At 64.0% G+C, this 21,855-nt stretch carries 20 protein-coding genes and 1 pseudogene; 12 read left to right on the forward strand and 9 right to left on the reverse strand.

The window, feature by feature from the left end:
- Positions 1 to 14: 14 nt before the first annotated feature.
- The 4 genes from hutH to hutC all read right to left on the reverse strand — a co-directional run bounded on the left by hutH (position 15) and on the right by hutC (position 4,819).
- Complete coding sequence (hutH, locus tag ACQZ2L_RS00885) at positions 15 to 1,547, reverse strand: histidine ammonia-lyase (protein ID WP_430324350.1); 1,533 nt, start codon at positions 1,545 to 1,547, stop codon at positions 15 to 17.
- 71 nt (positions 1,548 to 1,618) lie between these two features.
- On the reverse strand, positions 1,619 to 3,292 hold the full coding sequence (gene hutU / locus ACQZ2L_RS00890) for a urocanate hydratase (RefSeq protein WP_430324351.1): 1,674 nt from the start codon (positions 3,290 to 3,292) through the stop codon (positions 1,619 to 1,621).
- A gap of 247 nt (positions 3,293 to 3,539) precedes the next feature.
- Complete coding sequence (locus ACQZ2L_RS00895) at positions 3,540 to 4,112, reverse strand: HutD/Ves family protein (RefSeq protein WP_430324353.1); 573 nt, start codon at positions 4,110 to 4,112, stop codon at positions 3,540 to 3,542.
- A complete protein-coding gene (gene hutC, locus ACQZ2L_RS00900) occupies positions 4,109 to 4,819 on the reverse strand; it encodes a histidine utilization repressor (protein ID WP_178080811.1) in 711 nt (236 codons plus the stop codon). Before hutC ends, ACQZ2L_RS00895 begins: the two co-directional genes overlap by 4 nt.
- Positions 4,820 to 4,964: 145 nt before the next feature.
- On the opposite strand from hutC, the gene ACQZ2L_RS00905 reads away from it, so the two are divergent.
- Entirely contained in the window at positions 4,965 to 6,329 is a 1,365-nt protein-coding gene (locus ACQZ2L_RS00905) for a formimidoylglutamate deiminase (protein WP_430324354.1), read from the forward strand.
- A 4-nt stretch (positions 6,330 to 6,333) separates the two neighbouring features.
- Here the strand turns inward: ACQZ2L_RS00905 and ACQZ2L_RS00910 are convergent, their stop codons facing one another.
- Both ACQZ2L_RS00910 and bamE read right to left on the reverse strand, forming a co-directional pair.
- Positions 6,334 to 6,906 (reverse strand): lipocalin family protein, encoded by a 573-nt coding sequence (locus ACQZ2L_RS00910; RefSeq protein WP_150572667.1) that lies wholly within the window; start codon positions 6,904 to 6,906, stop codon positions 6,334 to 6,336.
- On the reverse strand, positions 6,903 to 7,157 hold the full coding sequence (gene bamE / locus ACQZ2L_RS00915; RefSeq protein WP_101315637.1) for an outer membrane protein assembly factor BamE domain-containing protein: 255 nt from the start codon (positions 7,155 to 7,157) through the stop codon (positions 6,903 to 6,905). The genes ACQZ2L_RS00910 and bamE overlap by 4 nt, the downstream gene beginning before the upstream one ends.
- A gap of 222 nt (positions 7,158 to 7,379) precedes the next feature.
- On the opposite strand from bamE, the pseudogene ACQZ2L_RS00920 reads away from it, so the two are divergent.
- Positions 7,380 to 8,417: pseudogene (locus ACQZ2L_RS00920) on the forward strand (HAMP domain-containing protein); the annotation flags it as partial.
- A gap of 69 nt (positions 8,418 to 8,486) precedes the next feature.
- Entirely contained in the window at positions 8,487 to 9,272 is a 786-nt protein-coding gene (locus ACQZ2L_RS00925) for a methyl-accepting chemotaxis protein (protein ID WP_430324739.1), read from the forward strand.
- Between the two features lie 53 nt (positions 9,273 to 9,325).
- On the opposite strand, the gene ACQZ2L_RS00930 is transcribed toward ACQZ2L_RS00925, so the two are convergent.
- The 3 genes from ACQZ2L_RS00930 to ACQZ2L_RS00940 form a co-directional block, all read right to left on the reverse strand.
- Complete coding sequence (locus tag ACQZ2L_RS00930) at positions 9,326 to 9,922, reverse strand: DUF924 family protein (protein WP_101315633.1); 597 nt, start codon at positions 9,920 to 9,922, stop codon at positions 9,326 to 9,328.
- Between the two features lie 3 nt (positions 9,923 to 9,925).
- The gene (locus ACQZ2L_RS00935) at positions 9,926 to 10,936 is read right to left on the reverse strand and encodes a class 1 fructose-bisphosphatase (protein WP_101315630.1); all 1,011 of its coding nucleotides are present in this window, start codon (positions 10,934 to 10,936) and stop codon (positions 9,926 to 9,928) included.
- A gap of 316 nt (positions 10,937 to 11,252) precedes the next feature.
- Positions 11,253 to 13,703: a glycogen/starch/alpha-glucan phosphorylase gene (locus tag ACQZ2L_RS00940; RefSeq protein ID WP_430324355.1), complete on the reverse strand. Its 2,451-nt coding sequence runs from the start codon at positions 13,701 to 13,703 to the stop codon at positions 11,253 to 11,255.
- Between the two features lie 183 nt (positions 13,704 to 13,886).
- Between ACQZ2L_RS00940 and ACQZ2L_RS00945 the strand changes: the two genes are divergently transcribed.
- The 9 genes from ACQZ2L_RS00945 (at position 13,887) to ACQZ2L_RS00985 (ending at position 21,804) form a co-directional block, all read left to right on the forward strand.
- On the forward strand, positions 13,887 to 14,291 hold the full coding sequence (locus tag ACQZ2L_RS00945) for a YkgJ family cysteine cluster protein (RefSeq protein ID WP_430324356.1): 405 nt from the start codon (positions 13,887 to 13,889) through the stop codon (positions 14,289 to 14,291).
- 41 nt (positions 14,292 to 14,332) lie between these two features.
- Positions 14,333 to 15,061 carry a helix-turn-helix domain-containing protein gene (locus tag ACQZ2L_RS00950; protein ID WP_430324357.1) on the forward strand — a complete coding sequence of 243 codons (729 nt, stop codon included), beginning with the start codon at positions 14,333 to 14,335 and terminating at the stop codon, positions 15,059 to 15,061.
- Positions 15,062 to 15,239: 178 nt separating this feature from the next.
- Positions 15,240 to 16,313 (forward strand): SDR family oxidoreductase, encoded by a 1,074-nt coding sequence (locus ACQZ2L_RS00955; RefSeq protein WP_430324358.1) that lies wholly within the window; start codon positions 15,240 to 15,242, stop codon positions 16,311 to 16,313.
- Positions 16,310 to 17,578, forward strand: coding sequence for an aspartate aminotransferase family protein (locus ACQZ2L_RS00960; RefSeq protein WP_430324359.1), 1,269 nt, complete (start codon positions 16,310 to 16,312; stop codon positions 17,576 to 17,578). The genes ACQZ2L_RS00955 and ACQZ2L_RS00960 overlap by 4 nt, the downstream gene beginning before the upstream one ends.
- A 14-nt stretch (positions 17,579 to 17,592) precedes the next feature.
- Entirely contained in the window at positions 17,593 to 18,057 is a 465-nt protein-coding gene (locus tag ACQZ2L_RS00965) for a type II toxin-antitoxin system RatA family toxin (RefSeq protein WP_430324360.1), read from the forward strand.
- Positions 18,039 to 19,181: an acyl-CoA dehydrogenase gene (locus tag ACQZ2L_RS00970; protein ID WP_430324361.1), complete on the forward strand. Its 1,143-nt coding sequence runs from the start codon at positions 18,039 to 18,041 to the stop codon at positions 19,179 to 19,181. Before ACQZ2L_RS00965 ends, ACQZ2L_RS00970 begins: the two co-directional genes overlap by 19 nt.
- Positions 19,178 to 20,005: an SDR family NAD(P)-dependent oxidoreductase gene (locus ACQZ2L_RS00975; protein WP_430324362.1), complete on the forward strand. Its 828-nt coding sequence runs from the start codon at positions 19,178 to 19,180 to the stop codon at positions 20,003 to 20,005. The genes ACQZ2L_RS00970 and ACQZ2L_RS00975 overlap by 4 nt, the downstream gene beginning before the upstream one ends.
- An 8-nt stretch (positions 20,006 to 20,013) precedes the next feature.
- Positions 20,014 to 20,949, forward strand: coding sequence for a fatty acid desaturase family protein (locus ACQZ2L_RS00980; RefSeq protein ID WP_430324363.1), 936 nt, complete (start codon positions 20,014 to 20,016; stop codon positions 20,947 to 20,949).
- Positions 20,950 to 20,997: 48 nt separating this feature from the next.
- Complete coding sequence (locus ACQZ2L_RS00985) at positions 20,998 to 21,804, forward strand: DUF3050 domain-containing protein (protein ID WP_430324364.1); 807 nt, start codon at positions 20,998 to 21,000, stop codon at positions 21,802 to 21,804.
- The last annotated feature ends 51 nt before the right edge of the window (positions 21,805 to 21,855 follow it).

Here is a 21,855-nt window from a genome sequence, read left to right on the forward strand (position 1 = left end):
CAGGCTCCGCCATTTCACAGGCTTGGCAATACTCCAGCCGGCAACAACCCGGTCAGCGTGCCTTCGGCCAGCAGCGCGCTGGCCATTTCGATATCCGGCGAGAAGAACCGGTCACGCTCGTAGTGGGCAACCTTGGCACGCAGGGCGCGGCGCGCCTGCTCCAGCTTGGCCGAGGTTTTCAGGCCCTTGCGCAGGTCCAGGCCCTGGCAGGCACCGAGCCACTCGATGGCAAGCACGCCACGCGTGTTCTCGGCCATCTCCCACAGGCGCTTGCCCGCTGCCGGCGCCATCGACACGTGGTCTTCCTGGTTGGCCGAGGTCGGCAGGCTGTCGACGCTGTGCGGGTGCGACAGCGCCTTGTTCTCGCTGGCCAATGCTGCGGCGGTGACCTGGGCGATCATGAAGCCGGAGTTGACCCCGCCGTTTTCGACCAGGAACGGCGGCAGCTGGGACATGTGCTTGTCCATCATCAGCGAAATGCGGCGCTCGCTCAGCGAACCGATTTCAGCGATTGCCAAGGCCAGGTTGTCGGCTGCCATGGCCACTGGCTCGGCGTGGAAGTTGCCACCGGAAATCACATCGCCTTCGGCGGCAAATACCAGCGGGTTGTCGGAGACGGCGTTGGATTCGATCGCCAGCACTTCCGCGGCCTGACGCAGCTGAGTCAGGCAGGCGCCCATGACCTGTGGCTGGCAGCGCAGCGAGTACGGGTCCTGGACCTTGCCGCAGTTTTCGTGGGAGCGCGACACTTCGGTGGAGTCACCGAGCAGGTCACGGTAGCAGGCCGCAGCGTCGATCTGGCCGCGCTGGCCGCGCGCTTCATGGATGCGTGCATCGAACGGCGAGCGCGAGCCCAATGCGGCTTCGACGGTCAGGCCGCCGCAGGTAATCGCGGCGGCAAACAGGTCTTCGGCATGGAACAGGCCGCGCAGGGCATAGGCGGTAGAAGCTTGAGTGCCGTTGAGCAGGGCCAGGCCCTCTTTGGCGGCCAGGGTCAGCGGTTCGAGGCCGGCCACAGCCAGGGCTTCGTTGGCTTCCAGCCACTGCCCCTTGTAACGGGCCTTGCCCTCGCCAAGCAGCACCAGCGACATGTGCGCCAGCGGCGCGAGGTCGCCGGAGGCGCCGACCGAGCCTTTCAGCGGAATGTGCGGATAGACTTCGGCGTTGACCAGGCTGATCAGCGCATCGATGACCTTGCGCCGAATGCCGGAAAAACCACGGCTGAGGCTGTTGATCTTGAGCACCATGATCAGCCGCACCAGGGCGTCGTCCAGCGGCGCGCCAATGCCGGCGGCGTGCGACAACACCAGCGAGCGCTGCAGGTTCTCGAGGTCTTCACGGGCGATGCGGGTCGAGGCCAGCAGGCCGAAACCGGTGTTGATGCCGTAGGCGGTGCGGTCTTCGGCGAGGATCTGCTCGACACAAGCGACGCTGGCTTCGATCGCCGAGCCCGCGCTGTCGTCCAGGCGCAGCTTGACGGGTGCGGCATGAATGGCGCGCAGCTGGGCCAGGGTCAGGGTACCGGGCTTGAGGGTCAGTTCGGTCACTTCGCTACTCCATTGGCGGGGCCCGCAGGCCCCTTCTTGTTATTCAGTATCGTCGTTGTGGCGGCGGCTGATCAGCCGTTGATCATCGGCAGATCGAGGCCCTGCTCGTTGGCGCAGTCAACGGCGATCTGGTAACCCGCATCGGCGTGACGCATGACGCCGGTGCCCGGATCGTTGGTCAATACGCGGGCGATACGCTCGGCGGCTTCATCGCTGCCGTCGCAGACGATGACCATGCCCGAGTGCTGCGAGAAGCCCATGCCAACGCCGCCGCCATGGTGCAGCGACACCCAGGTCGCGCCGCTGGCGGTGTTGAGCAAGGCATTGAGCAGCGGCCAGTCGGACACGGCGTCGGAGCCATCCTGCATCGATTCGGTTTCGCGGTTGGGGCTGGACACGGAACCTGAGTCGAGGTGGTCGCGGCCGATCACGATTGGCGCCGACAACTCACCGCTGCGGACCATCTCGTTGAAGGCCAGGCCGAGCTTGGCACGCTGGCCCAGGCCAACCCAGCAGATCCGCGCTGGCAGGCCCTGGAAGCTGATGCGCTCGCGGGCCATGTCCAGCCAGCGGTGCAGGTGAGCGTCGTCGGCGATCAGCTCCTTGACCTTGGCGTCGGTCTTGTAGATGTCTTCGGCGTCACCCGACAGCGCCACCCAGCGGAACGGGCCGACCCCGCGGCAGAACAGCGGGCGGATATAGGCCGGGACGAAGCCTGGGAAGTCGAAGGCATTGCTGACGCCCTCTTCCATGGCCATCTGGCGGATGTTGTTGCCGTAGTCGAAGGTCGGCACGCCTTGCTGCTGGAAGTCGAGCATGGCTTTGACGTGCACCGCCATCGACTGCTTGGCGGCCTTGACCACGGCGGCCGGGTCGGTCTGCGCACGGTCGCGGTACTGCTCCCAGCTCCAGCCGGCCGGCAGGTAGCCATTGAGCGGGTCGTGGGCGCTGGTCTGGTCGGTGACCATGTCCGGGCGCACGCCACGCTTGACCAACTCAGGCAGGATTTCGGCAGCGTTGCCGAGCAGGGCAATCGAGATCGCCTTGCCTTCCTGAGTGTATTTGGCGATGCGCGCCAGGGCGTCATCGAGGTCGCTGGCCTGTTCGTCGACATAACGGCTGCTCAGGCGGAAGTCGATACGGCTCTGCTGGCATTCGATGTTCAGCGAGCAGGCACCGGCCAGGGTCGCGGCCAGCGGCTGTGCGCCACCCATGCCGCCCAGACCTGCGGTGAGCACCCACTTGCCTTTGAGGCTGCCGTTGTAATGCTGGCGGCCGGCCTCGACGAAGGTTTCATAGGTGCCCTGGACGATGCCTTGGCTGCCGATGTAGATCCAGCTGCCTGCGGTCATCTGGCCGTACATGGCCAGGCCCTTGGCATCCAGTTCGTTGAAGTGTTCCCAGTTGGCCCAGTGCGGCACCAGGTTGGAGTTGGCGATCAGCACGCGCGGGGCGTTGCTGTGGGTCTTGAATACGCCGACCGGCTTGCCCGACTGGACCAGCAGGGTCTCGTCGTCTTCCAGGCGGGTCAGGGTTTCGACGATCTTGTCGTAGCTTTCCCAGTTGCGCGCGGCGCGGCCGATACCGCCGTATACCACCAGTTCCTTGGGGTTCTCGGCCACTTGTGGGTCGAGGTTGTTCATCAGCATGCGCAGTGGCGCTTCGGTCAGCCAGCTTTTGGCGGTCAGCGTGTTGCCACGTGGGGCACGGATTTCTACGTCACGGTATTTGTTGTTGTCAGTCACGGGAGAGGTCCTTTGCGGTCATCCGACGGCGGGGTGTCGATGAGTAATATACAAACACACCTTTACTTGTATGTACAAGCATGGACAACCAAATTGTTTGGAGCTCAACGTTAGATGGCTGGGGGCGCTTCGCGACCCTTTCGCGACACAAGGCCGCTCCTACAGGGACCGCGCCGTGTCAGGGGTTACGCGGACTGTGTAGGAGCGGCCTCGTGTCGCGAAGGGTCGCGAAGCGGCCCCGGCAATCTCAAACCGCAATCAATTCAATCAGGCAAAACCGCCCCTGCACATCCAACCCCAGCAACCCCTCATTGCCCTCCAGGCGCAAACAGTCATACAACCCCAGCCGCTGCAGCTCGCGCCCGGCCATCTGCACTTCAACCTGGCTACCAGCGGCAAACAGCAACAGCGTCGACGCTGAGCTGTACAGGCGGCTGGTGCCATCGAACCACTGCAACCGCGCCCGATAGCGCTGCGGCGCGTAGATCAGGTTGAAGTCGCGGATCATCCCGCCCAGCAACTTGCACTGGACCTGGCTCTCGCCGCCGAAGGCAAACGCATCGAACGCCAGCAACGGCCGGCTGAGCTGGCCATCGACCAGCAGACGCATGCCATCCCCCTGCAGCACGCTGATGATCCGCTGGTACCCGGCAAAGCTGGAAAAGCCGCCGGACTCTTCGATATCGGCTATCGACAGGCGCCAGCCAAAGCCGTCCAGACCGTCGCCGGCATCGCGGGCGATCTCTTCGGTAAAACCGCCGCCGTTCTTCCATGGCATGCGCGGGTAATCCGCCGCGCGCAACAACTGCATCTGGCTCATTTGCTGAAGCGTCCTTCCAGGCGATGGCGGGAACCGGGGTGAATCAGCCGCGCGGCGGTGACCGGCTGGCGACCCGACCAGGTGCGGCGGCGGATCAGCAGGCATGGCTCGCCGGCATCGATCTGCAGCAGGCGGCACTCGTCCGGCTCGGCCAGAATCGCCTCGACCACGTGCTCGCCCTCGGTCAGTGGCGCTACCTGCGACAGGTAGGCATAGGGGGTCTGCCGGGTGAAGTCTTGTTTGAGGTAGTCCGGGGCAATCGCGGCGTTGACGTAGCGGTCCTCGATCTGCACCGGCACGCCGTTTTCGTAATGCACGATCAACGAGTGGAACACCCGCTGGCCTTCGCGCATATCCAGCGCCAGGGCGCGCTCGGAGCCTGCAGCCTCTTCGCCGAGCACGATCACCTGGCAACTATGCTGATGGCCACGGCCGGCGATCTCGTCGGCAATGTTGTTGACCTCGAACAGCGCGGAACGGCTCTTGGGCTCGGCGACGAACGTGCCGACCCCTTGCATGCGCACCAGCAATCCGTCAGCCGTCAGCTCGCGCAGGGCGCGGTTGATGGTCATGCGGCTGAATCCCAGCTGGTTGACCAGCTCGCTCTCGGACGGCACCCGGTGATGCGGCGGCCAGCTGCCGTTTTCGATCTGCTGGACGATCATCTGTTTGACCCGGGCATACAGCGGCGCCGGCCCTTCGCCCATCTGGGCAACCAGCGCGGAGACAGGAGGTGTCGGCACGGCTTTGATCCTTGTGCGGTTTGAGTGAGCAGTAGCTTGCCGCAGTTTACCGGGCAGGCAAACGCCTGTATATGTATATACAAGCTAACAAGAACAGGAAGATGCCTACATGTCCGTGTACTTTGCCGAGCGCGCCCTGCTCCCCAGCGGTTGGGCGCGCAACGTCCGTCTCGAGGTCGACGCCCAGGGCCGGCTTGCCAGCCTGCAGGTCGATGCCTCGGCAGACGGCGCCGAGCGCCTGGCCGGGCCGCTGCTGCCGGGCATGCCCAACCTTCATTCGCACGCCTTCCAGCGCGCCATGGCGGGGCTGGCAGAAGTGGCCGGCAACCCCAACGACAGCTTCTGGACCTGGCGCGAGCTGATGTACCGCATGGTTGGCCAGATCAGCCCGGAACAACTGCAGGTCATCGCCCGCCAGCTGTACATCGAGATGCTCAAGGCCGGCTATACCTCGGTCGCCGAATTCCATTACGTGCACCACGACCGCGACGGCCAGCGCTATGCCGATCCGGCCGAGCTGTCACGGCGCATCAGTGCCGCTGCCAGCGCCGCCGGGATTGGCCTGACCTTGTTGCCGGTGCTGTACAGCCACGCAGGTTTCGGCGGCCAGCCCGCCAGTGAGGGCCAACGCCGCTTCATCAACAGCAGCGAGCAGTACCTGCGCCTGCACGAACAGCTCAAGCCAGTACTGGCGGCGCAACCTGCGCAGCATATGGGCTTGTGCTTCCACTCGCTGCGCGCGGTCACCCCCGAGCAGATTGCCACGGTGCTCGCCAGCGGCGAGCAGGACTGCCCGGTACACATTCACATCGCCGAGCAGCAGAAGGAAGTCGACGACTGCCTGACCTGGAGCGGGCGGCGTCCGCTGCAGTGGCTTTACGAAAACGTCGAGGTCGACCGCCGCTGGTGTCTGGTCCATGCCACCCACGCGGCGCCGGACGAGGTCGCGGCGATGGCCGAAAGCGGCGCGGTAGCTGGTTTGTGCCTGACCACCGAGGCCAACCTGGGCGACGGCATCTTCCCGGCGGTGGACTACCTGGCTCGGGGCGGGCGCATGGGCATTGGCTCGGACAGCCACGTGTCGCTGAGCGTGGTCGAGGAACTGCGCTGGCTCGAATACGGCCAGCGCCTGCGTGATCAGCGCCGCAATCGGCTCTATCGCAGCGACCAGCCAATGGTTGGCCGCACCCTTTATGACGCAGCGCTCAGCGGTGGCGCGCAAGCCCTGGGGCAGCCGATCGGCGAGTTGACGGTGGGCAAGCGCGCGGACTGGCTGGTGCTCGACGGTGAGGACCCGTACATCGCTACTGCCGAAGGCGACGCCATCCTCAACCGCTGGCTGTTTGCCGGCGGCGATCGCCAGGTCCGCGACGTGATGGTCAACGGCGCGTGGGTGGTGCGCCAGGGCCGCCATGCTCAGGAAGCCGAGAGCAACCGAGCATTTGCCAATGTGCTAGGCCAGCTGCTTGGCTGAGGGCTCAGTGTGCCGCGGCGATGTCGCGGTCGGCTACGCGCCAGATCAGGCGATTGGTGTCGTAGCCTTGCTGACGTGCCTTGGCCAGCAGGCTCTCGCGCTCCCAGGCCGGCAGGCTCGGCGTACGCGACAGGATCCACAGGTACTTGCGGTCCGGGCTGCCGACCAACGCGGTCTGATAACGCGAGTCGACGTACAACACCCAGTACTCGCCCTTGGCCACACCAGGCGCCAGGCGGGTGAACCAGTTGTCGAACTCGACCCAGAGCTTGTCGGTGTGCCCAGCCTCCTGCGGCGTGGCGCTGCCTTCGGCGCGGATCCACTGGCCGTCGAGCATGCGGCAACGGTTGAGCACGCCGATGCTGCCATCGGGCCGGGCGTTGTAATGCGCCTCGGACTGCGCGCAGTCACGCTGGAAGTACATCGGCAGGCGGGCCAGCTCGAACCACTTGCCCTGATAGCGCTTGAGGTCGACGGCGCCTGCCGTCTTCGGCGCCAACGGGTCATGGCTACCCGTGGCGCAGCCGCCCAATAACAGGCTCAGGCACAGCCCGAGCAGCAGACTCACATGCCTCATTTAAGGCCCTGCCCGGAGTACATCAATACTTTGTCCGCTGCATACTGCACACTGATGAAACTGTTCTGGTCGCCCCAGGTGCAACTGCTCATGCCCAGCGCGCCAGAGCACTCGGTCGGAGTACCGAGCAGTTGTTCGACTGCCGCGCGGTTCATGCCGGCGCTGAGTTTGGAGTAATTTTCCTGGTTGATCTTGCTGCACGCAGTCAGCACGACGCACAACGACAACAGGGCGAGGGAACGCAACGACATGAAGGGACACTCCTGGACACGGACATCAGGCGAGGCGCCTGTGGAGACCTTGGAGAGCAAAAAGCCTCCGTGGTTCCCTGGCCGCAGCGCTTAAATGCCGGCCGTTGGTCGTCTGACCGGCCAACGACTCATGTTTTACCCGCACAAGTCGACACAACGAGCAGTGGAGCAGCAGCCTGCCCTATCCCCTGCCCTTCGACGTGCATTCGCGCAGACTCAGCCATGACCAAAAATCTCAAGTTCAGCCACAAGATCCTGCTGGCCGCGGCCCTCGTAGTTGCGGTCGCCTTCACCTGCTTCGTGCTGTTCAACGACTACCGGCAACGCCAGTCGCTGCGCAGCGACACGCAGACATCGCTGCAGGACCTGGGCAGCCTGACTGCCGGCAACATCCGCAACTGGCTCGACAGCCGCGTGCAGGTGCTCGACAGCCTGGCCCAGCAAGTAGCCGTCGATGGCCCCGGCAAGCCGAGCCTGGACCGTGCCCTGGCGCTACCGGTATATGCCAACAACTTCCAGCTGAGCTACTTCGGCGGCCAGGACGGCAGCATGCAATCGGTACCCGCCGGCAACCGCGCCGCCGACTACGACCCGCGCCAGCGTGGCTGGTACAAGGCGGCGACTGCGGCCAACCAGACCATCGTCACCGAGCCGTACATCTCCGCCTCGGCCGGCAAGCTGGTGATCACCCTGGCCACGCCGGTGCAACAAGGCGGCCGCCTGCTCGGCGTGAGTGGCGTCGACACCGACCTGCAGACCATCAGCAAGCTGATCAACGCGCTGGACTTCGATGGCAATGGCCATGCCTTCATCGTCAACGGCGAAGGCAAGATCATGATCCACCCCAAGCCTGAGCTGGCCCTGAAAACCCTTGCCGATCTGTTCCCTGGCGACACCCCGCAGATCAGCAGCGGGCTGAAGGAAGTCGTGTTCGACGGGCGCAAGCAGTTCATCAACTTCACCCACGTCGACGGCATCTCGTCGGTTGACTGGTATGTCGCACTGGTGCTCGACCAGGACGCCGCCTTCGCCATGCTGAGCGAGCTGCGCACGTCGGCTGCGGTGGCGACGGTGATTGCGATCATCGCCATCATTGCCCTGCTCGGCCTGTTGATTCGCGTGCTGATGCAGCCGCTGCATGCGATGGGCCGCGCCATGCGTGACATTGCCGAGGGCGAAGGCGACCTGACCCGGCGCCTGACCATCCATGCCCAGGACGAATTCGGCAGCCTTGGCCAGTCGTTCAACCGCTTTGTCGAGCGTATCCACGAGTCGATCCGCGAAGTGGCCTCGGCAACCGGCCAGGTCAATGCCGTGGCCGGCCAGGTGGTGACTGCCTCCAACGCCTCGATCAACAACGCCGACCAGCAGTCGAGCCGCACCAGCAGTGTCGCCGCAGCGATCAATCAGCTCGGTGCCGCTGCCCATGAAATCGCTCAGAACGCTGCGCTCGCCTCGCAGCACTCGACCGCAGCGCGCGGCTTGGCTGAAGAAGGCCAGCAGGTGGTCGGGCAAACCATCAGCACCATGCATCAGCTGTCGGCGCGCATCAGCGACTCCTGCGAGAACATCCAGACGCTCAACGCGCACACCAGCAACATCGGGCAGATCCTCGATGTGATCACCGGCATTTCGCAGCAAACCAACCTGCTCGCGCTGAACGCCGCCATCGAAGCTGCCCGCGCCGGCGAGGCCGGGCGTGGTTTTGCCGTGGTTGCCGATGAGGTGCGCAGCCTGGCCCACCGCACTCAGGAATCAGCGCAGCAGGTACAGCATTTGATCGAAGAGCTGCAGGCCGGCGCGCAGATGGCGGTCAGCACCATGAACCAGAGCCAGCAGCAGAGCGAGCACAGCGTGGGGATTGCCAATCAGGCCGGCGAACGGCTGGGCAGCGTGACCCAGCGCATCGGCGAGATCGACGGCATGAACCAGTCGGTTGCCACCGCCACCGAAGAGCAGACGGCTGTGGTCGAGTCGATCAATGTCGACATCAGCGAAATCAATACGCTGAATCAGGAAGGCGTGCACAACCTGCAGAGCACCTTGCGTGCCTGCAACGACCTGGAACATCAGGTCGAACGGTTGCAGCAGTTGGTTGGCAGTTTCAGGATCTGAGCCAGCCGCTGCCCCATTCGCCTACGCAGATGGGGCAGCCGCTCAGCGCTGCATCAGAACCGTGAACCCGGCTCGAGCAGGAAATCCATTTCTTCATCGGTGCTCGGACGGTCCAGCAGCAGATTGCGCTGCGGGAACCGGCCAAAGCGCTCGATCACGCGCTGATGCTGCTCGGCGTAATCGAGGAAGCCTTCGAACAGACGGCGGTTGGCCTCCGGTTGCTCGTCCAGCAACTGCCGGTAGCGCTCGACGCTGAGGTGCTGCCAGTCGAGCACCTCAGCGTGTTCCAGCACCAACAGCACGAACACCCGCTGGATCGGCAGCAACTGGTAATCCCAGTCATGCTGCAAACCCTGCATGGCTACCACCTGCGCGCGGCGGTCACCTTCAAAGGCGCGCGGCGTGTCGCGGTAGATCATGCGCGGCAGTTGATCGAGCAGCAGGATCAGGCCAAGCCAGCCCTGCGGGCTTTGCTGCCAGTCTTCGAGACCACCCGCCAGGGCCTGCTCGCACAGCGCGCCGAAGCGCTCGCGCGCCTCGTCGTCATGGTGCTTGCCGAACCACAGCGTGCTCTTCTCGTCAGCCACGGCCTGCGGGCTCTTGCCCGGACCGAACCACCACTCCAGCAACGGCTGCCAAGGTGCGAGCATGATTTATTCCTTGTGATAGGCCGTAACGCGCTCGACCTCTTGCTTCGAGCCAAGGATGACCGAAACGCGCTGGTGCAGGCTGTCCGGCTGGATGTCGAGGATGCGTTGCTCACCGTTGGTGGCAGCGCCGCCGGCCTGCTCGATGATGAACGACATCGGGTTGGCTTCGTACATCAGGCGCAGCTTGCCTGGCTTGCTCGGCTCACGCGAATCGCGTGGGTACATGAACAGGCCGCCACGGGTGAGGATGCGGTGCACGTCGGCCACCATCGAGGCGATCCAGCGCATGTTGTAGTTCTTTTTCAACGGCCCGGTCTCACCGGCCAGCAGCTCGCCGACGTAGCGCTGGATCGGCGCTTCCCAGTGACGCTGGTTGGACATGTTGATAGCGAACTCGGCGGTGGTCTCCGGCACCTGGATGTTCTCGTGAGTGAGGACAAAGCTGCCCAGCTCGCGGTCCAGGGTGAAGCCTTTGACGCCGTTGCCCAAGGTCAGGATCAGCATGGTCTGCGGGCCGTAGATCGCGTAACCGGCGGCAACCTGCTCGGTGCCAGGCTGGAGGAAGGCGTTTTCGTTGAGGGTTTCGTTCTGGCTCAGGTATTCCTGCGGGCAGCGCAGCACCGAGAAGATGGTGCCGACCGAGACGTTGACGTCGATGTTCGACGAGCCGTCCAGTGGGTCGAACACCAGCAGGTAGGCACCCTTCGGATATTTACCCGGGATCTGGTAGGCATTGTCCATTTCTTCGGACGCCATGCCGGCCAGGTGACCGCCCCACTCGTTGGCTTCGAGCAGAATGTCGTTGGAGATCACGTCGAGCTTTTTCTGCACTTCGCCCTGCACGTTTTCGGTGCCCATGCTGCCCAGCACGCCGCCGAGGGCGCCTTTGGACACGTGGTGGCTGATTTCCTTGCACGCGCGCGCCACCACCTCGATCAGGAAGCGCAGATCGGCAGGAGTATTGTTGCTGCGGGTCTGCTCAATCAGATAGCGACTCAGGGTAACGCGGGACATGTATGGCTCCGAAAAGGAAAGAGGGTGAAAAACCCCGGCAGTTTACAGTAATGCCCTTGGTTTGGCGTAACGGGGGCCGCTGCGCGACCCTTTCGCGACACAAGGCCGCTCCTACAGGACAGCGCGGTCCCTGTAGGAGCGGCCTTGTGTCGCGAAAGGGCCGCAAAGCGGCCCCAACCCAGAGCACCGGCAAGTCTACAGTGACGGATAAAGCCTAGCTAGCAACACACCCGCCCGGCCGATCAGACGGCCGAACCGAAGTGTAGTTCAGCACGGCACCCGCCGATGGTCGGCCTGGTGCCCTGCCATGGTCAGCTCAATCCAACGCTTTCCAGATCTCGGTCGCGTACTCGCGTATGGTCCGGTCCGACGAGAACCATCCCATCCGCGAGGTATTGAGCACCGCCATCCGCCACCACTGTTCCGGCTGATGCCACAGCTCATCGACCTTGCGCTGAGCGTCCCAGTAAGCGTCGAAATCGGCGCAGAGCAGGAAGCGGTCATAGTCGATCAACGAATCGATCAGCTGGGTATAACGCGAAGGATCATCCGGCGAGAACACCCCGCTACGAATGGCATGCAGCACATCATTGAGACGATGCGACTCGGCCACCGCCGCACTGGCGCCAAAATCACCCGCGCGTTTGCGCGCCTCGACCTGCTGCGCCGTCAGCCCAAAGATGAACATGTTCTCTGCACCGACCTGCTCGCACATCTCGACGTTGGCGCCATCCAGGGTGCCGATGGTCAGCGCGCCATTGAGGCCGAACTTCATGTTGCTGGTGCCGGACGCTTCGTAGCCGGCAGTGGAAATCTGCTCGGACAGGTCGGCCGCCGGGATGATGCTCTCGGCCAGGCTGACGTTGTAGTTGGGCAGGAACACCACCTTGAGCAGGCCGCGCACGGTCGGGTCGTTGTTGACCACCCGGGCGATGTCGTTGGACAGCTTGATGATCAGCTTGGCCTGGTGATAGCTGGCGGCCGCCTTGCCGGCGAAGATCTTCACCCGCGGCACCCAGTCGGTGCTTGGTTCGGCGCGAATTGCCTGATACAGCGCCACCGTGTGCAGCAGGTTGAGCAGCTGGCGCTTGTACTCGTGGATGCGCTTGACCTGCACGTCGAACATCGCCTCGGGGTTGACCGTGACGCCGACGCGGTCCTGGATGATGCTCGCCAAGGCACGCTTGCTGTGCAGCCGCTGCGCGGCGAACTGCTTGCGAAACGCCGGTTGCTCGGCGAACGGCTCAAGGTCCTTGAGGCGAACCTCGGCGTCATCCAGCACTTCACGCCCGAGCGCCTCGATCAGCATCGCAGTCAGCTGCGGGTTGGCCTGGTGCAGCCAGCGGCGGAAGGTGACGCCGTTGGTCTTGTTGTTGATCCGATCCGGGTAGAGCTTGTGCAACTCGGAGAACACTGTGCTCTTCATCAGCTTGCTGTGCAGCGCAGACACGCCGTTGACACTGTGCGAGCCGAGAAACGCCAGGTTGCCCATGCGCACGCGGCGGCCGTTGTCTTCCTCGATCAACGACACCGCGCGCAACACGTCGAAATCGTGTTGGCCTTTGGCCCGCAGGGCATCGATATGGTAGGCATTGATCAGGTAAATGATCTGCATGTGCCGCGGCAGCATGCGCTCCATCAGCGCCACCGGCCAGGTTTCCAGTGCCTCTGGCAACAGCGTGTGGTTGGTGTAGGCCAGGGTGCCTACGGTCACTTCCCAGGCTTTGTCCCACGGGATTTCATGCTGGTCGACCAGCAAGCGCATCAGCTCGGCCACGGCAATCGAGGGGTGGGTGTCATTGAGCTGGATCGCCGCCGCATCAGGCAGGTTGAGCAGGCTCTTGTGCATGTTCAGGTGCCGGCGCAGCAGGTCTTGCAGCGAGGCGGAAACGAAGAAGTACTCCTGGCGCAGGCGCAGCTCCTGGCCCGCCTCGGTGCTGTCGGCAGGGTAGAGCACGCGCGAGATGCTCTCGGCGCGGGCCACCTCGGCGACCGCACCCAGGTGGTCACCGGCGTTGAAGCGCTCCAGGTGCAGCTCTTCCAGCGCGCGTGCACGCCACAGGCGCAGGGTGTTGACGCTGGAACCGCGCCAGCCGACCACCGGCGTATCGTAGGCAACCGCCCGTACCGTTTCGCCCGGCGTCCAGATCTGCCGTTGCTGGCCATCTGCGGCGGTGACAGTTTCGACACCGCCACCAAAGCTGATCGGATAGATCACCTCGGCCCGCTCGAACTCCCACGGGTTGCCAAAGTCGAGCCAGTTCTCGGTTTGCTCCTGCTGCCAGCCATCGACCACGGCCTGGCGGAACAAGCCATGCTCGTAGCGGATACCGTAGCCATGGGCGGCAATGCCCAAGGTCGACATGCTCTCCATGAAGCACGCCGCCAACCGGCCAAGGCCACCATTGCCGAGCGCGGCATCCGGCTCCAGCAGGCGAATGCGGTCAAGGTCGACACCGAGCCCATCCAGCGCTTCGCGGGCGATTTCCAGGTAGCCGAGGTTGCTCAGGCTGTCGTACAGCAGCCGGCCGATCAGAAACTCGAGGGAGAGGTAGTAGACGCGTTTCTGGCTACGTCGGTAGGCCTGGCGAGTGTGGTCCATCCAGTGATCGACCATATGGTCGCGCGCAGCCAGGGCAATGGCCTCGAACCAGTCGTGATCAAAGGCGTGCTCCGGGTCCTTGCCGACCGCATAGGTCAGCTTGGCCAATACAGCGGCACGGAACTCGGTGACCTCGACGTCACGTGCTTTGGGTTGCTGAGACATGTGACATCCTCGGGCAAGTGGGCAAAGGCAGGAGAGTGTTCAGACTAGACCCTTCGACAGGGGCTGGCAGTTGTTGTTCGCAGTTTTCATGCCGACAAGCATAATCGGGCGAAAGGTTGTTCACAATTTGAACAACTCCGGTATCATCGCGCGCCCCTACACCGTGATTCGCTCCTTATAACTATGAAACCGACCCTGATTGCCGCGGCTGAAGTCGACCGCCTCGATACCTGGCAGCGCTACTCCAGCCATATGTGCGGGGGCTGCCATTCGACCTGCTGCACGCTGCCGGTGGAAGTGAAGATCAAAGACCTGATCCGTATTGGCGTGGTCGATGACTTCGACAAGGACGAGCCGGCCAAGAACGTTGCCAAACGTCTGCAGAAGGACGGCATCATCGAGCGTTTCAATCAGAAGTCGGGGATCTTCACCTTGACCCGAATGAGCAACGATGATTGTCTCTATCTGGATCGTAAGAGCCGCCTGTGCACCATTTATGACAAGCGCCCGGACACCTGCCGCAATCACCCAAAAGTGGGGCCGCGCCCGGGCTTCTGTGCCTACAAGCCAAAAGTAGCGGTGCGCTGACCGCTAGGGCTTGTGAACCTTCAGGTCAGGAAAAACGTGTGATGTGGGACGGCAGTGTGACCTTCGGTGACTCCTGGGCGGGTTATATCGGTCGTACCGACCAGAATAGCGCCCACTCGCATGTCGCCATTCAACTGTGCATCGGCCTGGGTGAGGACATCACCCTGGAACTGGCAGACCGGGTGGTGCGGGCTCGCGCAGTGATCATCGGGCCGAACGTCGAACACCGTGCCGTCCCCGCCCGGCACCCGGTGGCCTTCATCTATGTCAGCCCGGATATCGCCTTGGGGCGAGCGCTGAAAAGCCTGCTCCAGGAAGACGGTGTCGCCCTGCCCAGCCCGGCACTGATCGAGTGCTTCATCAACGCCTCCTCTCTCCCTGCCGCCATCGAAGCCGTCGAACGCCTGCTCGCCGTCGACATGCCAATCGACCTACGCTTGCGCAAAGCCCTCAATCTGCTGCGCCTGGACAGTGGCGGGCCCGGCAGCGTGACCCGCGCAGCAGAAGCCGTCGGTTTGTCCGGGCCGCGCCTGCGTTGCGTGGCCACCCAGCAAATGGGTGTATCGCTGTCAAAGTGGTTGATCTGGCACAAGCTTGAACGCGCCTCGCGCGCCCTCGCCGACGGCGCGAGCCTTAGTCAGGCGGCGATTGACGGTGGCTTCGCCGACCAGGCCCATCTGGCCCGGATGATGCGGCGGATGATCGGCATGACCCCTGGCGAGGCTGCCACGGTACTGCGAAAGACAAGCGTTTCGTTCAAGACCCAGTAACGTCTTGTAGCAAAAAATGCAGCCCGTCCTACCCGCTTGAACCAAGAACACCCGTCACTGTGCGCCAGCGTCCCGAACCCGGTTGCCGCGCACGGATGACTGCGCCTGCGCCGGGCTGATCCTGTGCGTGTTCCTGTGAGGTAGGGGCCATTAGACGACTGCGCAGGAAGCGACCTTCATGTCTGAACAACGCAAGCTGACCATCCTCCTGACAGGTGGCGCCGGAGTGTTGGGCGAGTCCTTGATCGATCATCTCGCCGATGACCATCAACTGCTCTGCCTGACCCGCAAAAGCCGTATAGCTGATCCCCGGGTAGAAACCCTCAAAGGCGACATCTGCCTGCCCCGCCTGGGTCTGGATGACGAACTGTACATGCGCCTGCTGGCCGAGGTGGACTGGGTTGTCCACAGTGCTGCCGTGACCCGTATGGACGGTGAGATCGACGAGATCTTCTCGGTCAACTACCAGGGCACCGAGAACGTAGTGGCGTTCGTGCAGCAGGCCGAAGTGCCGCTTTATCACATCAGTACAGCCTTCACACACCCGTGCGACTACGCCGCCGGAGTACTCACCGAGACGCCCTACGAGGTGGCCAAGCGTCAAGCCGAAACGCTGGTACGCAGCGCGGGCATCCAGGCCTCGATCTTCCGCCCGTCGATCATCATCGGTGACGCCAACAGCGGCCGTATGCCGACGTTCCAGGGCTTCCACATGACTATGGGGCTGATGATGTCGGGTTTTCTGCCGATCGTGCCGTGCCCCGACAACGGTCATGTCGACCTGATTGCCCGCGATGTCGCCGCCCAGGCCATTGCCAACGCCTTGGGCCGACGCCTGATCGGCCAGGACTACTTCCTCACCAGCGGCCCCCAGGCGCTGACCATGCAGCACCTGCTGGACCTGATGTGCCAGTCCATGGCTAACCAGGGCGTGGCCTTCACCCGGCCACGGTGCATGGCGCCCGAGGTCTACGAGCGTCTGGTACGGCCGGTGTTTCTCCCTGCGCTGAGCAGCAACGTGCGTGCGGCACTGGAGCGTGCGCACCAGCTCTGCCGCTATGCCAGCCTGCTCTCGCCGCTGCCCAGTTCGTTGCCGGAGCTGTTGTCCGCAGAACAGCTGGGCGGCCGCGACGTCGGCCGTGAGCTGCTGCAGTCGCTGAACCATCTGGCGCCCAAGCTCGGCGCACTGACGCGCATGCTCAGGCAGCCGGCACCGGCCAGCGCAGCGAAACTGGCGGAGGCCCTGCAATGACTCAGGCGCTCAAGCAGGCGCTCATCGCCACGCCTGAACCCGTTACTGCCGAACATTGCTTTCGCCAGCATGTGAATGCCGGCTACGCACGGCTGGCGGCATTGATGAACCTGCCCATCGAGCACGCCAGCGAGGGTGTGTACATCGATGATGACCAGGGCCGGCGCTATCTGGATGCAGGCGGCTATGGCGTGTTCTTTCTTGGCCACGGCCACCCGGTGGTGGTGGCTGCAGTAACCCAGCAGCTGCAGCGCAATGCGCTGGCGAGCAAGTTGCTGCTCAATGCCGAGCAGGCGTTCGCGGCCCAGGCGCTGGCGGCAGTCTGCCCTGGCGAACTGCAGTACGTGTTCTTCTGCAACTCCGGCACCGAAGCCACCGAAGCGGCGCTCAAGCTGGCGCGGGTCAACGGCTGCCGCCGGGTTGTGTCGACCGTCGGCGGTTTCCATGGCAAGACCCTCGGCGCCCTTGGGGTAACTGGCCGCGAGCATTACCGCGAGCCCTTCGATGGGTTGCTCGGCAACAGCGAGTTCCTGCCTTTCGGCGATATCGATGCCCTGCAGCAGTGTCTGGCCGCAAGCCCGGAGCGAGCCTGCGTGATTCTTGAGCCGGTGCAGGCCGAAGCGGGCGTGGTACTACCGCCGCCAGGTTATCTGACGGCCGTTCGCGCGCTGTGCGACGAACATGGGGCGCTGTTGATTTTCGACGAAATTCAATCGGGTCTGGGCCGCACTGGCCGCTGGTGGGCGTGCGATCACGAAGCGGTAGCCCCAGACATCATGCTGGTGGGTAAAAGCCTCTCCGGTGGTTGTGTACCGGTCGCGGCAATGGTCGCCACAGCGACGGTGTATGCACCGTTCAATCGCAACCCGACCCTGCACACCAGCACCTTCGGCGCCAACCCGCTGGCCATGGCCGCAGTGCGCGCCACCTTGCAGGTGATGCAGGAGGACGGTCTGGTCGAACGCGCCGCAGCGCTGGGCCATGACCTGCACGCCCGCTTCAGCGAGCTGCTGCAGCGCCTGGGCCTGGCCCAGCGCGTGCAACTGCGCAGTGCCGGCCTGTTGCTGGGCTTTGAATTCGAGCAGGCGTCAATCGCCGCCAACATGGTCATGGCGTTGATCGAGCAACGCATCATCGTCTGCCATTCACTCAACGATCATCGGGTGATTCGCCTTACCCCTTCCCCATTACTGAGCGCCGAGGACTGCCAATGGCTGCTCGACGGCTTTACCCGGGCACTGGCCGTCAGCGTGCCAGCCCTTTGAACACTGGAGTCACCATGAAACAAGTCAGCGTCCAGGCGCATATTCCCCGCGCCAATGCAGATGAGGTGTTTGCCGTCATCCGCGACTTCGGCAATTACGTGGAGTTGTGCGATTCGGTCAGAAGCATCGTTGTTGAACCGCTTGGCGAAAACGTCTCGCTGACCTCGTGGGAGGTCAATTTCCACAGCGGCATCCTCAAGTGGCAGGAGCGCGACACCTTCGATCCACAGCGCCGGGAGATCCATTTCGAGCAGGTGGCCGGGGATGTCGATCATTTTTCCGGGACCTGGAAGATCACTGCCGACGGCGATGGCGCGCGCGTGTGCTTCAACTCGCGCTTCGACCTCGGCCTGCCGATGCTCGCCGACATGCTTGACCCGGTGGCACAGACAGCGATCCGGGAAAACATCGAGTCAATCATTACCGGGCTGTTTCCGACCTGCTACGTGGAGGCTGAACCATGCCCCTCTCTCTACTGACCCGCGCGCGCACAGCGCTAGAGCAGCACGCACCGGGTTTCGATGCTCGCCTGGCGGCGCTTGATTACCTCGAGCGTGAGTCACCGGCCAGCAACGTGGTTGCGCTGTTCAAGCAATACGGCCCGGTCGGCCTGCTGGTCGCCGCCAGCGCCGGCGGTCGCGGCGCCAGCATCGATGACGCCGTCCAGGTGCAGATCGCCCTGGGCGCCCGCTCGCCGTCACTGGCAGTCGCCAGCACCATGCATCAGTTTTCGGTGGCCAGCCTGGTTGCGCTGACCCGCGACGGCAGCGGCGCCGAAGGTTTGCTGCTGGCAGCGATTGCGCAGAACCGTCTGCTGTTGTCCTCAGGCTTTGCCGAAGGCCAGTCCGGCGCGGGCATTCTCGATTCCGGCATGCAGGCGCAGCAGTGCACCGAAGGCGTGCGCCTGACCGGCAGCAAGAAACCGTGCTGCCTCGGCCAGTCGATGGACCTGCTGACCGCCAGCTACACCCGCCAGGGTGTCGACGGCGAAGAGCTGATGGTTGCCCTGATACCGGCCAACTCGCCGGGCCTCAGCCACCGGCCGTTCTGGCACAACAGCGCACTGGCCGCCGCAGAGAGCTTCGAAGTACGCCTGGACAACGTGCTGGTGCCGGAAAAGATGCTGTTTTCTGCCGGTTACAAGCACCAGCTGGGCGAGGTGCAGATGGTCGGCTTCATCTGGTTCGAGCTGCTGATCACGGCCTCGTATGTAGGCGCGTGTGCCGGCCTGATCGAACAGGTCAGCGACCTGCAACGCTGGACCGCCCACCACCGTGTCGAGCTTGCGGCCAAGCTGCAGCTGGCGCTCAGTGCGCTGGACGGTGCGGCGCTGGACGTCGAGCGCCACCCCGATGACCTGGCCGCAGTGCTGGCGCGACTGCTGCTGGTGCGCTACGGCGTCGAGCAGTTGCTGGTCGAGCTGTCCGACCAGGCGCACACGATGCTCGGCGGCATGGCCTTCATCACTGGCACGCAGAGTTCCACTGCGCTGCTGGCGTGCCGTGGCCTGCAGTTCCATCCGCCAGCGCGGCTGGCAATGGCTGACAACCTTGATACCTACCTCACCCACTCAACCTTCAGCATCGCCGGAGCGCACCCATGAACCTGCAAGGAAAGATCGTCGTTTTGACTGGCAGCACCCGCGGCCTGGGCCAGGCCGCTGCCGTCAAGCTCAAGCGCCAGGGCGCCACGGTGATCGGCCTGGATGTGCTTGCGCCATCAAGCGCAGAGACCCTGGACGCTTTCTACCAGGTCGACCTGAGTGACCGCGCCGCCATTTCTGCGGCAGTCAGCGCACTGAGCGTGGACTTCGGCGACATCGACATCCTGGTCAACAACGCCGGCACGCTGACCCTGGAACGCGGTGAGAGCGGGGTCACCGCAGAGGTCACCCGGGCGCTCGACATCAACCTGTTCGGGCCATGGCAACTGGTCTCCGAGCTGCTCCCGGGCCTGCTGCGCAAGCGTGGCAAGATCGTCAACGTGTCGTCGCTGTTCGCCTTGGTCAATGCGCCTTACGTAGCCGCCTATGCCACCAGCAAGCGCGCCCTGGCGGCGTACTCGGACGTGCTGCGCATGCAGTATCGCGGGCAGCTGGATGTGGTCACGGTGTTTCCCGGCTTCATCGACACGCAGATCCATCTGCCGGCGCAACGTGTCGGGCTATCGGTCAAACGTCTGGTCAGCTTCAAGAGCGGCCAGCGGACCCTGCTGTCGCTGGAAGAAAACCTCGACGCAGCCGCCGACGGTCTGGTCCGCGCGTGCACCCGCAAGGGCCTGCGCAACCGCGGTCTGACCTTCATGGGCACTCTGGCCATGTACACCGCGCGCAGCCTGCCGAGCCTTGTCGATGCGTTTATCGCCATGCGCCTGCGCACCCTCACTCGCGGCGGCCACCTGGTGCTCAAGCCGGAGCTGATCGATTGACTGTGGCCATGCTCACCCCACGCAGATCGCCGCTGCGCCTGGACCGTACGCTGTTCCAGGCGCGGTCGGCGGAGTCGGCCCTGGTGATCGGCTATGCATTGGCCCTGTACCTGCTGCCGCTGGGCCTGTTCGTGTGGCTGGCCGGCGGCGCTTCGGCCAGCCGCATGTTGCTCTGTTCGCCACTGCTGCTGGTAGCCGGCTATGGCCTGTTCCTGCAGGGCATCCTTGGCCATGAGGGCATGCACTTCAACCTCAGCCGCACGCCGCTGCACAGCGCCTGCCTGGGTGTGCTGGTCAGTGCGCTGCTGCCGGGGTTCTGTGTCACCGGTTACTTCGTCGACCATTGGCAACACCATCGCCACAGCAACAGCGACAAGGACCCGGATTACCGCCTGTTCTGTCGTTACCGTGGCGTGTTGAGCCGCATCAGCCTGTCGCGCCTGATGGCCACCCTGCGCTACCTGCAGGCCACCTGCAGGCTGGCCTTCGGCGCGCTGCAGCAGCCCTCGCCGCTACCCATGCCGGCGCGCCAGGTGCGCGGGCTGGCACGCTTCAACCTGTTCTGCCAGGTGGCCTGGTTGTCCCTCTACGGGATTGGCGCCTGGTACATCGATGGGCTGCTGATCGGCCTGGCGGGCGCCTTGCTGGTGGCGTTTCTGGTGTCGGCGATCAATGCCTATCAGGAGCATGCCTTCAGCGCCGAACACCCGGCGCCGCCGGCACGCTCGCGGACAGCTCGCCTGAGCACCTGGCTGCACGCAGGCTCCAACTATCACCTGGAACACCACTTGTATCCCGGCGTGCCTTGCTGGCGCTTGCCACAGGTGCACCGCCAATTACTCGAGCATGGCTGGTATGACGACCAGCGCCACCTGCTCGAAACAAGCTTTTTCAGCGCGTTCAGATACGCCTCGGGGCGCCATCGCTACAGCGCAAAACACTGACCTCACCCCATGGACAACATGCCTGATCGACAGGCAGCAGGAGCACCTATGTCATTCGATATCGACAGCCACATCGAGCGCGAGCGCGCGCAGCTGTGCAGCCACCCAGTGTTTGCCGGGATCCGCAGCGTCGAGGACGTGCGCACCTTGATGCAAGTACACGTGTTTGCCGTGTGGGACTTCATGACCCTGCTCAAACGCATCCAGCGCGACCTGACCTGCGTCACCCTGCCCTGGGTGCCGCCGGTCCACATCACCGCAGCCCGCCTGATCAACGAGATCGTGGTCGGCGAAGAAACCGACGAGCACCCCGACGGCGGCTTTATCAGCCACCTGGACCTGTACCTGATCGCCATGGAGGAAATCGGCGCCGACACCTCGGTGTTCCGCCGCTTCCTCGCCGCCATCGTGGCCGGCACGCCGCTGAGCCTGGCCCTGGCCGATCCGGCCATTCCGGTACCGGCCAAAGTGTTCGTCTGCCAGACCCTGGACGTTGCCCAGCACGGCACCACCGAAGCGGTGCTCGCCTACTTCTTCTTTGGTCGCGAAGACATCATCCCGGACATGTTCGGCGGTTTGCTCAAGGAATGGTCGGTCAGCGAAGCGCAAGCACCGATGTTCACCTACTACCTCAAGCGCCACATCGAAATGGACGGCGACGACCATGGCCCCGCCGCCAAACGCATCATCGCCGAGATCGTCACCTCCGAGCAGCACCGCGACATGGTCGACAACGCCCGCAATGCGCTGACTGCACGCATCGCCCTGTGGGATGGCGTGCAACAGATGCTGGCCCAGGCCAGCCCGCGTGTACCGCGCCAGACGCACTGCGCCGAGCTGGAAGCCAGCCTCTGACCACAGGCGTTGCCGTTGGCCCGCACGGGCCAACCTACATGAGACGGGAGT

The sequence above is a fragment of the Pseudomonas shirazensis genome (assembly GCF_050496565.1).
In the GTDB taxonomy this organism is placed as follows: Bacteria; Pseudomonadota; Gammaproteobacteria; order Pseudomonadales; family Pseudomonadaceae; genus Aquipseudomonas; species Aquipseudomonas shirazensis_A.

Bases quoted from the DNA above. Each gene is read 5' to 3' on its own strand.
- ACQZ2L_RS00895 (WP_430324353.1), bottom strand. From the start codon at position 4,112: ATGAGCCAGATGCAGTTGTTGCGCGCGGCGGATTACCCGCGCATGCCA.
- hutC (WP_178080811.1), bottom strand. From the start codon at position 4,819: ATGGGCGAAGGGCCGGCGCCGCTGTATGCCCGGGTCAAACAGATGATC.
- ACQZ2L_RS00905 (WP_430324354.1), top strand. From the start codon at position 4,965: ATGTCCGTGTACTTTGCCGAGCGCGCCCTGCTCCCCAGCGGTTGGGCG.
- ACQZ2L_RS00910 (WP_150572667.1), bottom strand. From the start codon at position 6,906: ATGAGGCATGTGAGTCTGCTGCTCGGGCTGTGCCTGAGCCTGTTATTG.
- bamE (WP_101315637.1), bottom strand. From the start codon at position 7,157: ATGTCGTTGCGTTCCCTCGCCCTGTTGTCGTTGTGCGTCGTGCTGACT.
- ACQZ2L_RS00930 (WP_101315633.1), bottom strand. From the start codon at position 9,922: ATGCTCGCACCTTGGCAGCCGTTGCTGGAGTGGTGGTTCGGTCCGGGC.
- ACQZ2L_RS00935 (WP_101315630.1), bottom strand. From the start codon at position 10,936: ATGTCCCGCGTTACCCTGAGTCGCTATCTGATTGAGCAGACCCGCAGC.
- ACQZ2L_RS00940 (WP_430324355.1), bottom strand. From the start codon at position 13,703: ATGTCTCAGCAACCCAAAGCACGTGACGTCGAGGTCACCGAGTTCCGT.
- ACQZ2L_RS00945 (WP_430324356.1), top strand. From the start codon at position 13,887: ATGAAACCGACCCTGATTGCCGCGGCTGAAGTCGACCGCCTCGATACC.
- ACQZ2L_RS00950 (WP_430324357.1), top strand. From the start codon at position 14,333: ATGTGGGACGGCAGTGTGACCTTCGGTGACTCCTGGGCGGGTTATATC.
- ACQZ2L_RS00955 (WP_430324358.1), top strand. From the start codon at position 15,240: ATGTCTGAACAACGCAAGCTGACCATCCTCCTGACAGGTGGCGCCGGA.
- ACQZ2L_RS00960 (WP_430324359.1), top strand. From the start codon at position 16,310: ATGACTCAGGCGCTCAAGCAGGCGCTCATCGCCACGCCTGAACCCGTT.
- ACQZ2L_RS00965 (WP_430324360.1), top strand. From the start codon at position 17,593: ATGAAACAAGTCAGCGTCCAGGCGCATATTCCCCGCGCCAATGCAGAT.
- ACQZ2L_RS00970 (WP_430324361.1), top strand. From the start codon at position 18,039: ATGCCCCTCTCTCTACTGACCCGCGCGCGCACAGCGCTAGAGCAGCAC.
- ACQZ2L_RS00975 (WP_430324362.1), top strand. From the start codon at position 19,178: ATGAACCTGCAAGGAAAGATCGTCGTTTTGACTGGCAGCACCCGCGGC.
- ACQZ2L_RS00980 (WP_430324363.1), top strand. From the start codon at position 20,014: ATGCTCACCCCACGCAGATCGCCGCTGCGCCTGGACCGTACGCTGTTC.
- ACQZ2L_RS00985 (WP_430324364.1), top strand. From the start codon at position 20,998: ATGTCATTCGATATCGACAGCCACATCGAGCGCGAGCGCGCGCAGCTG.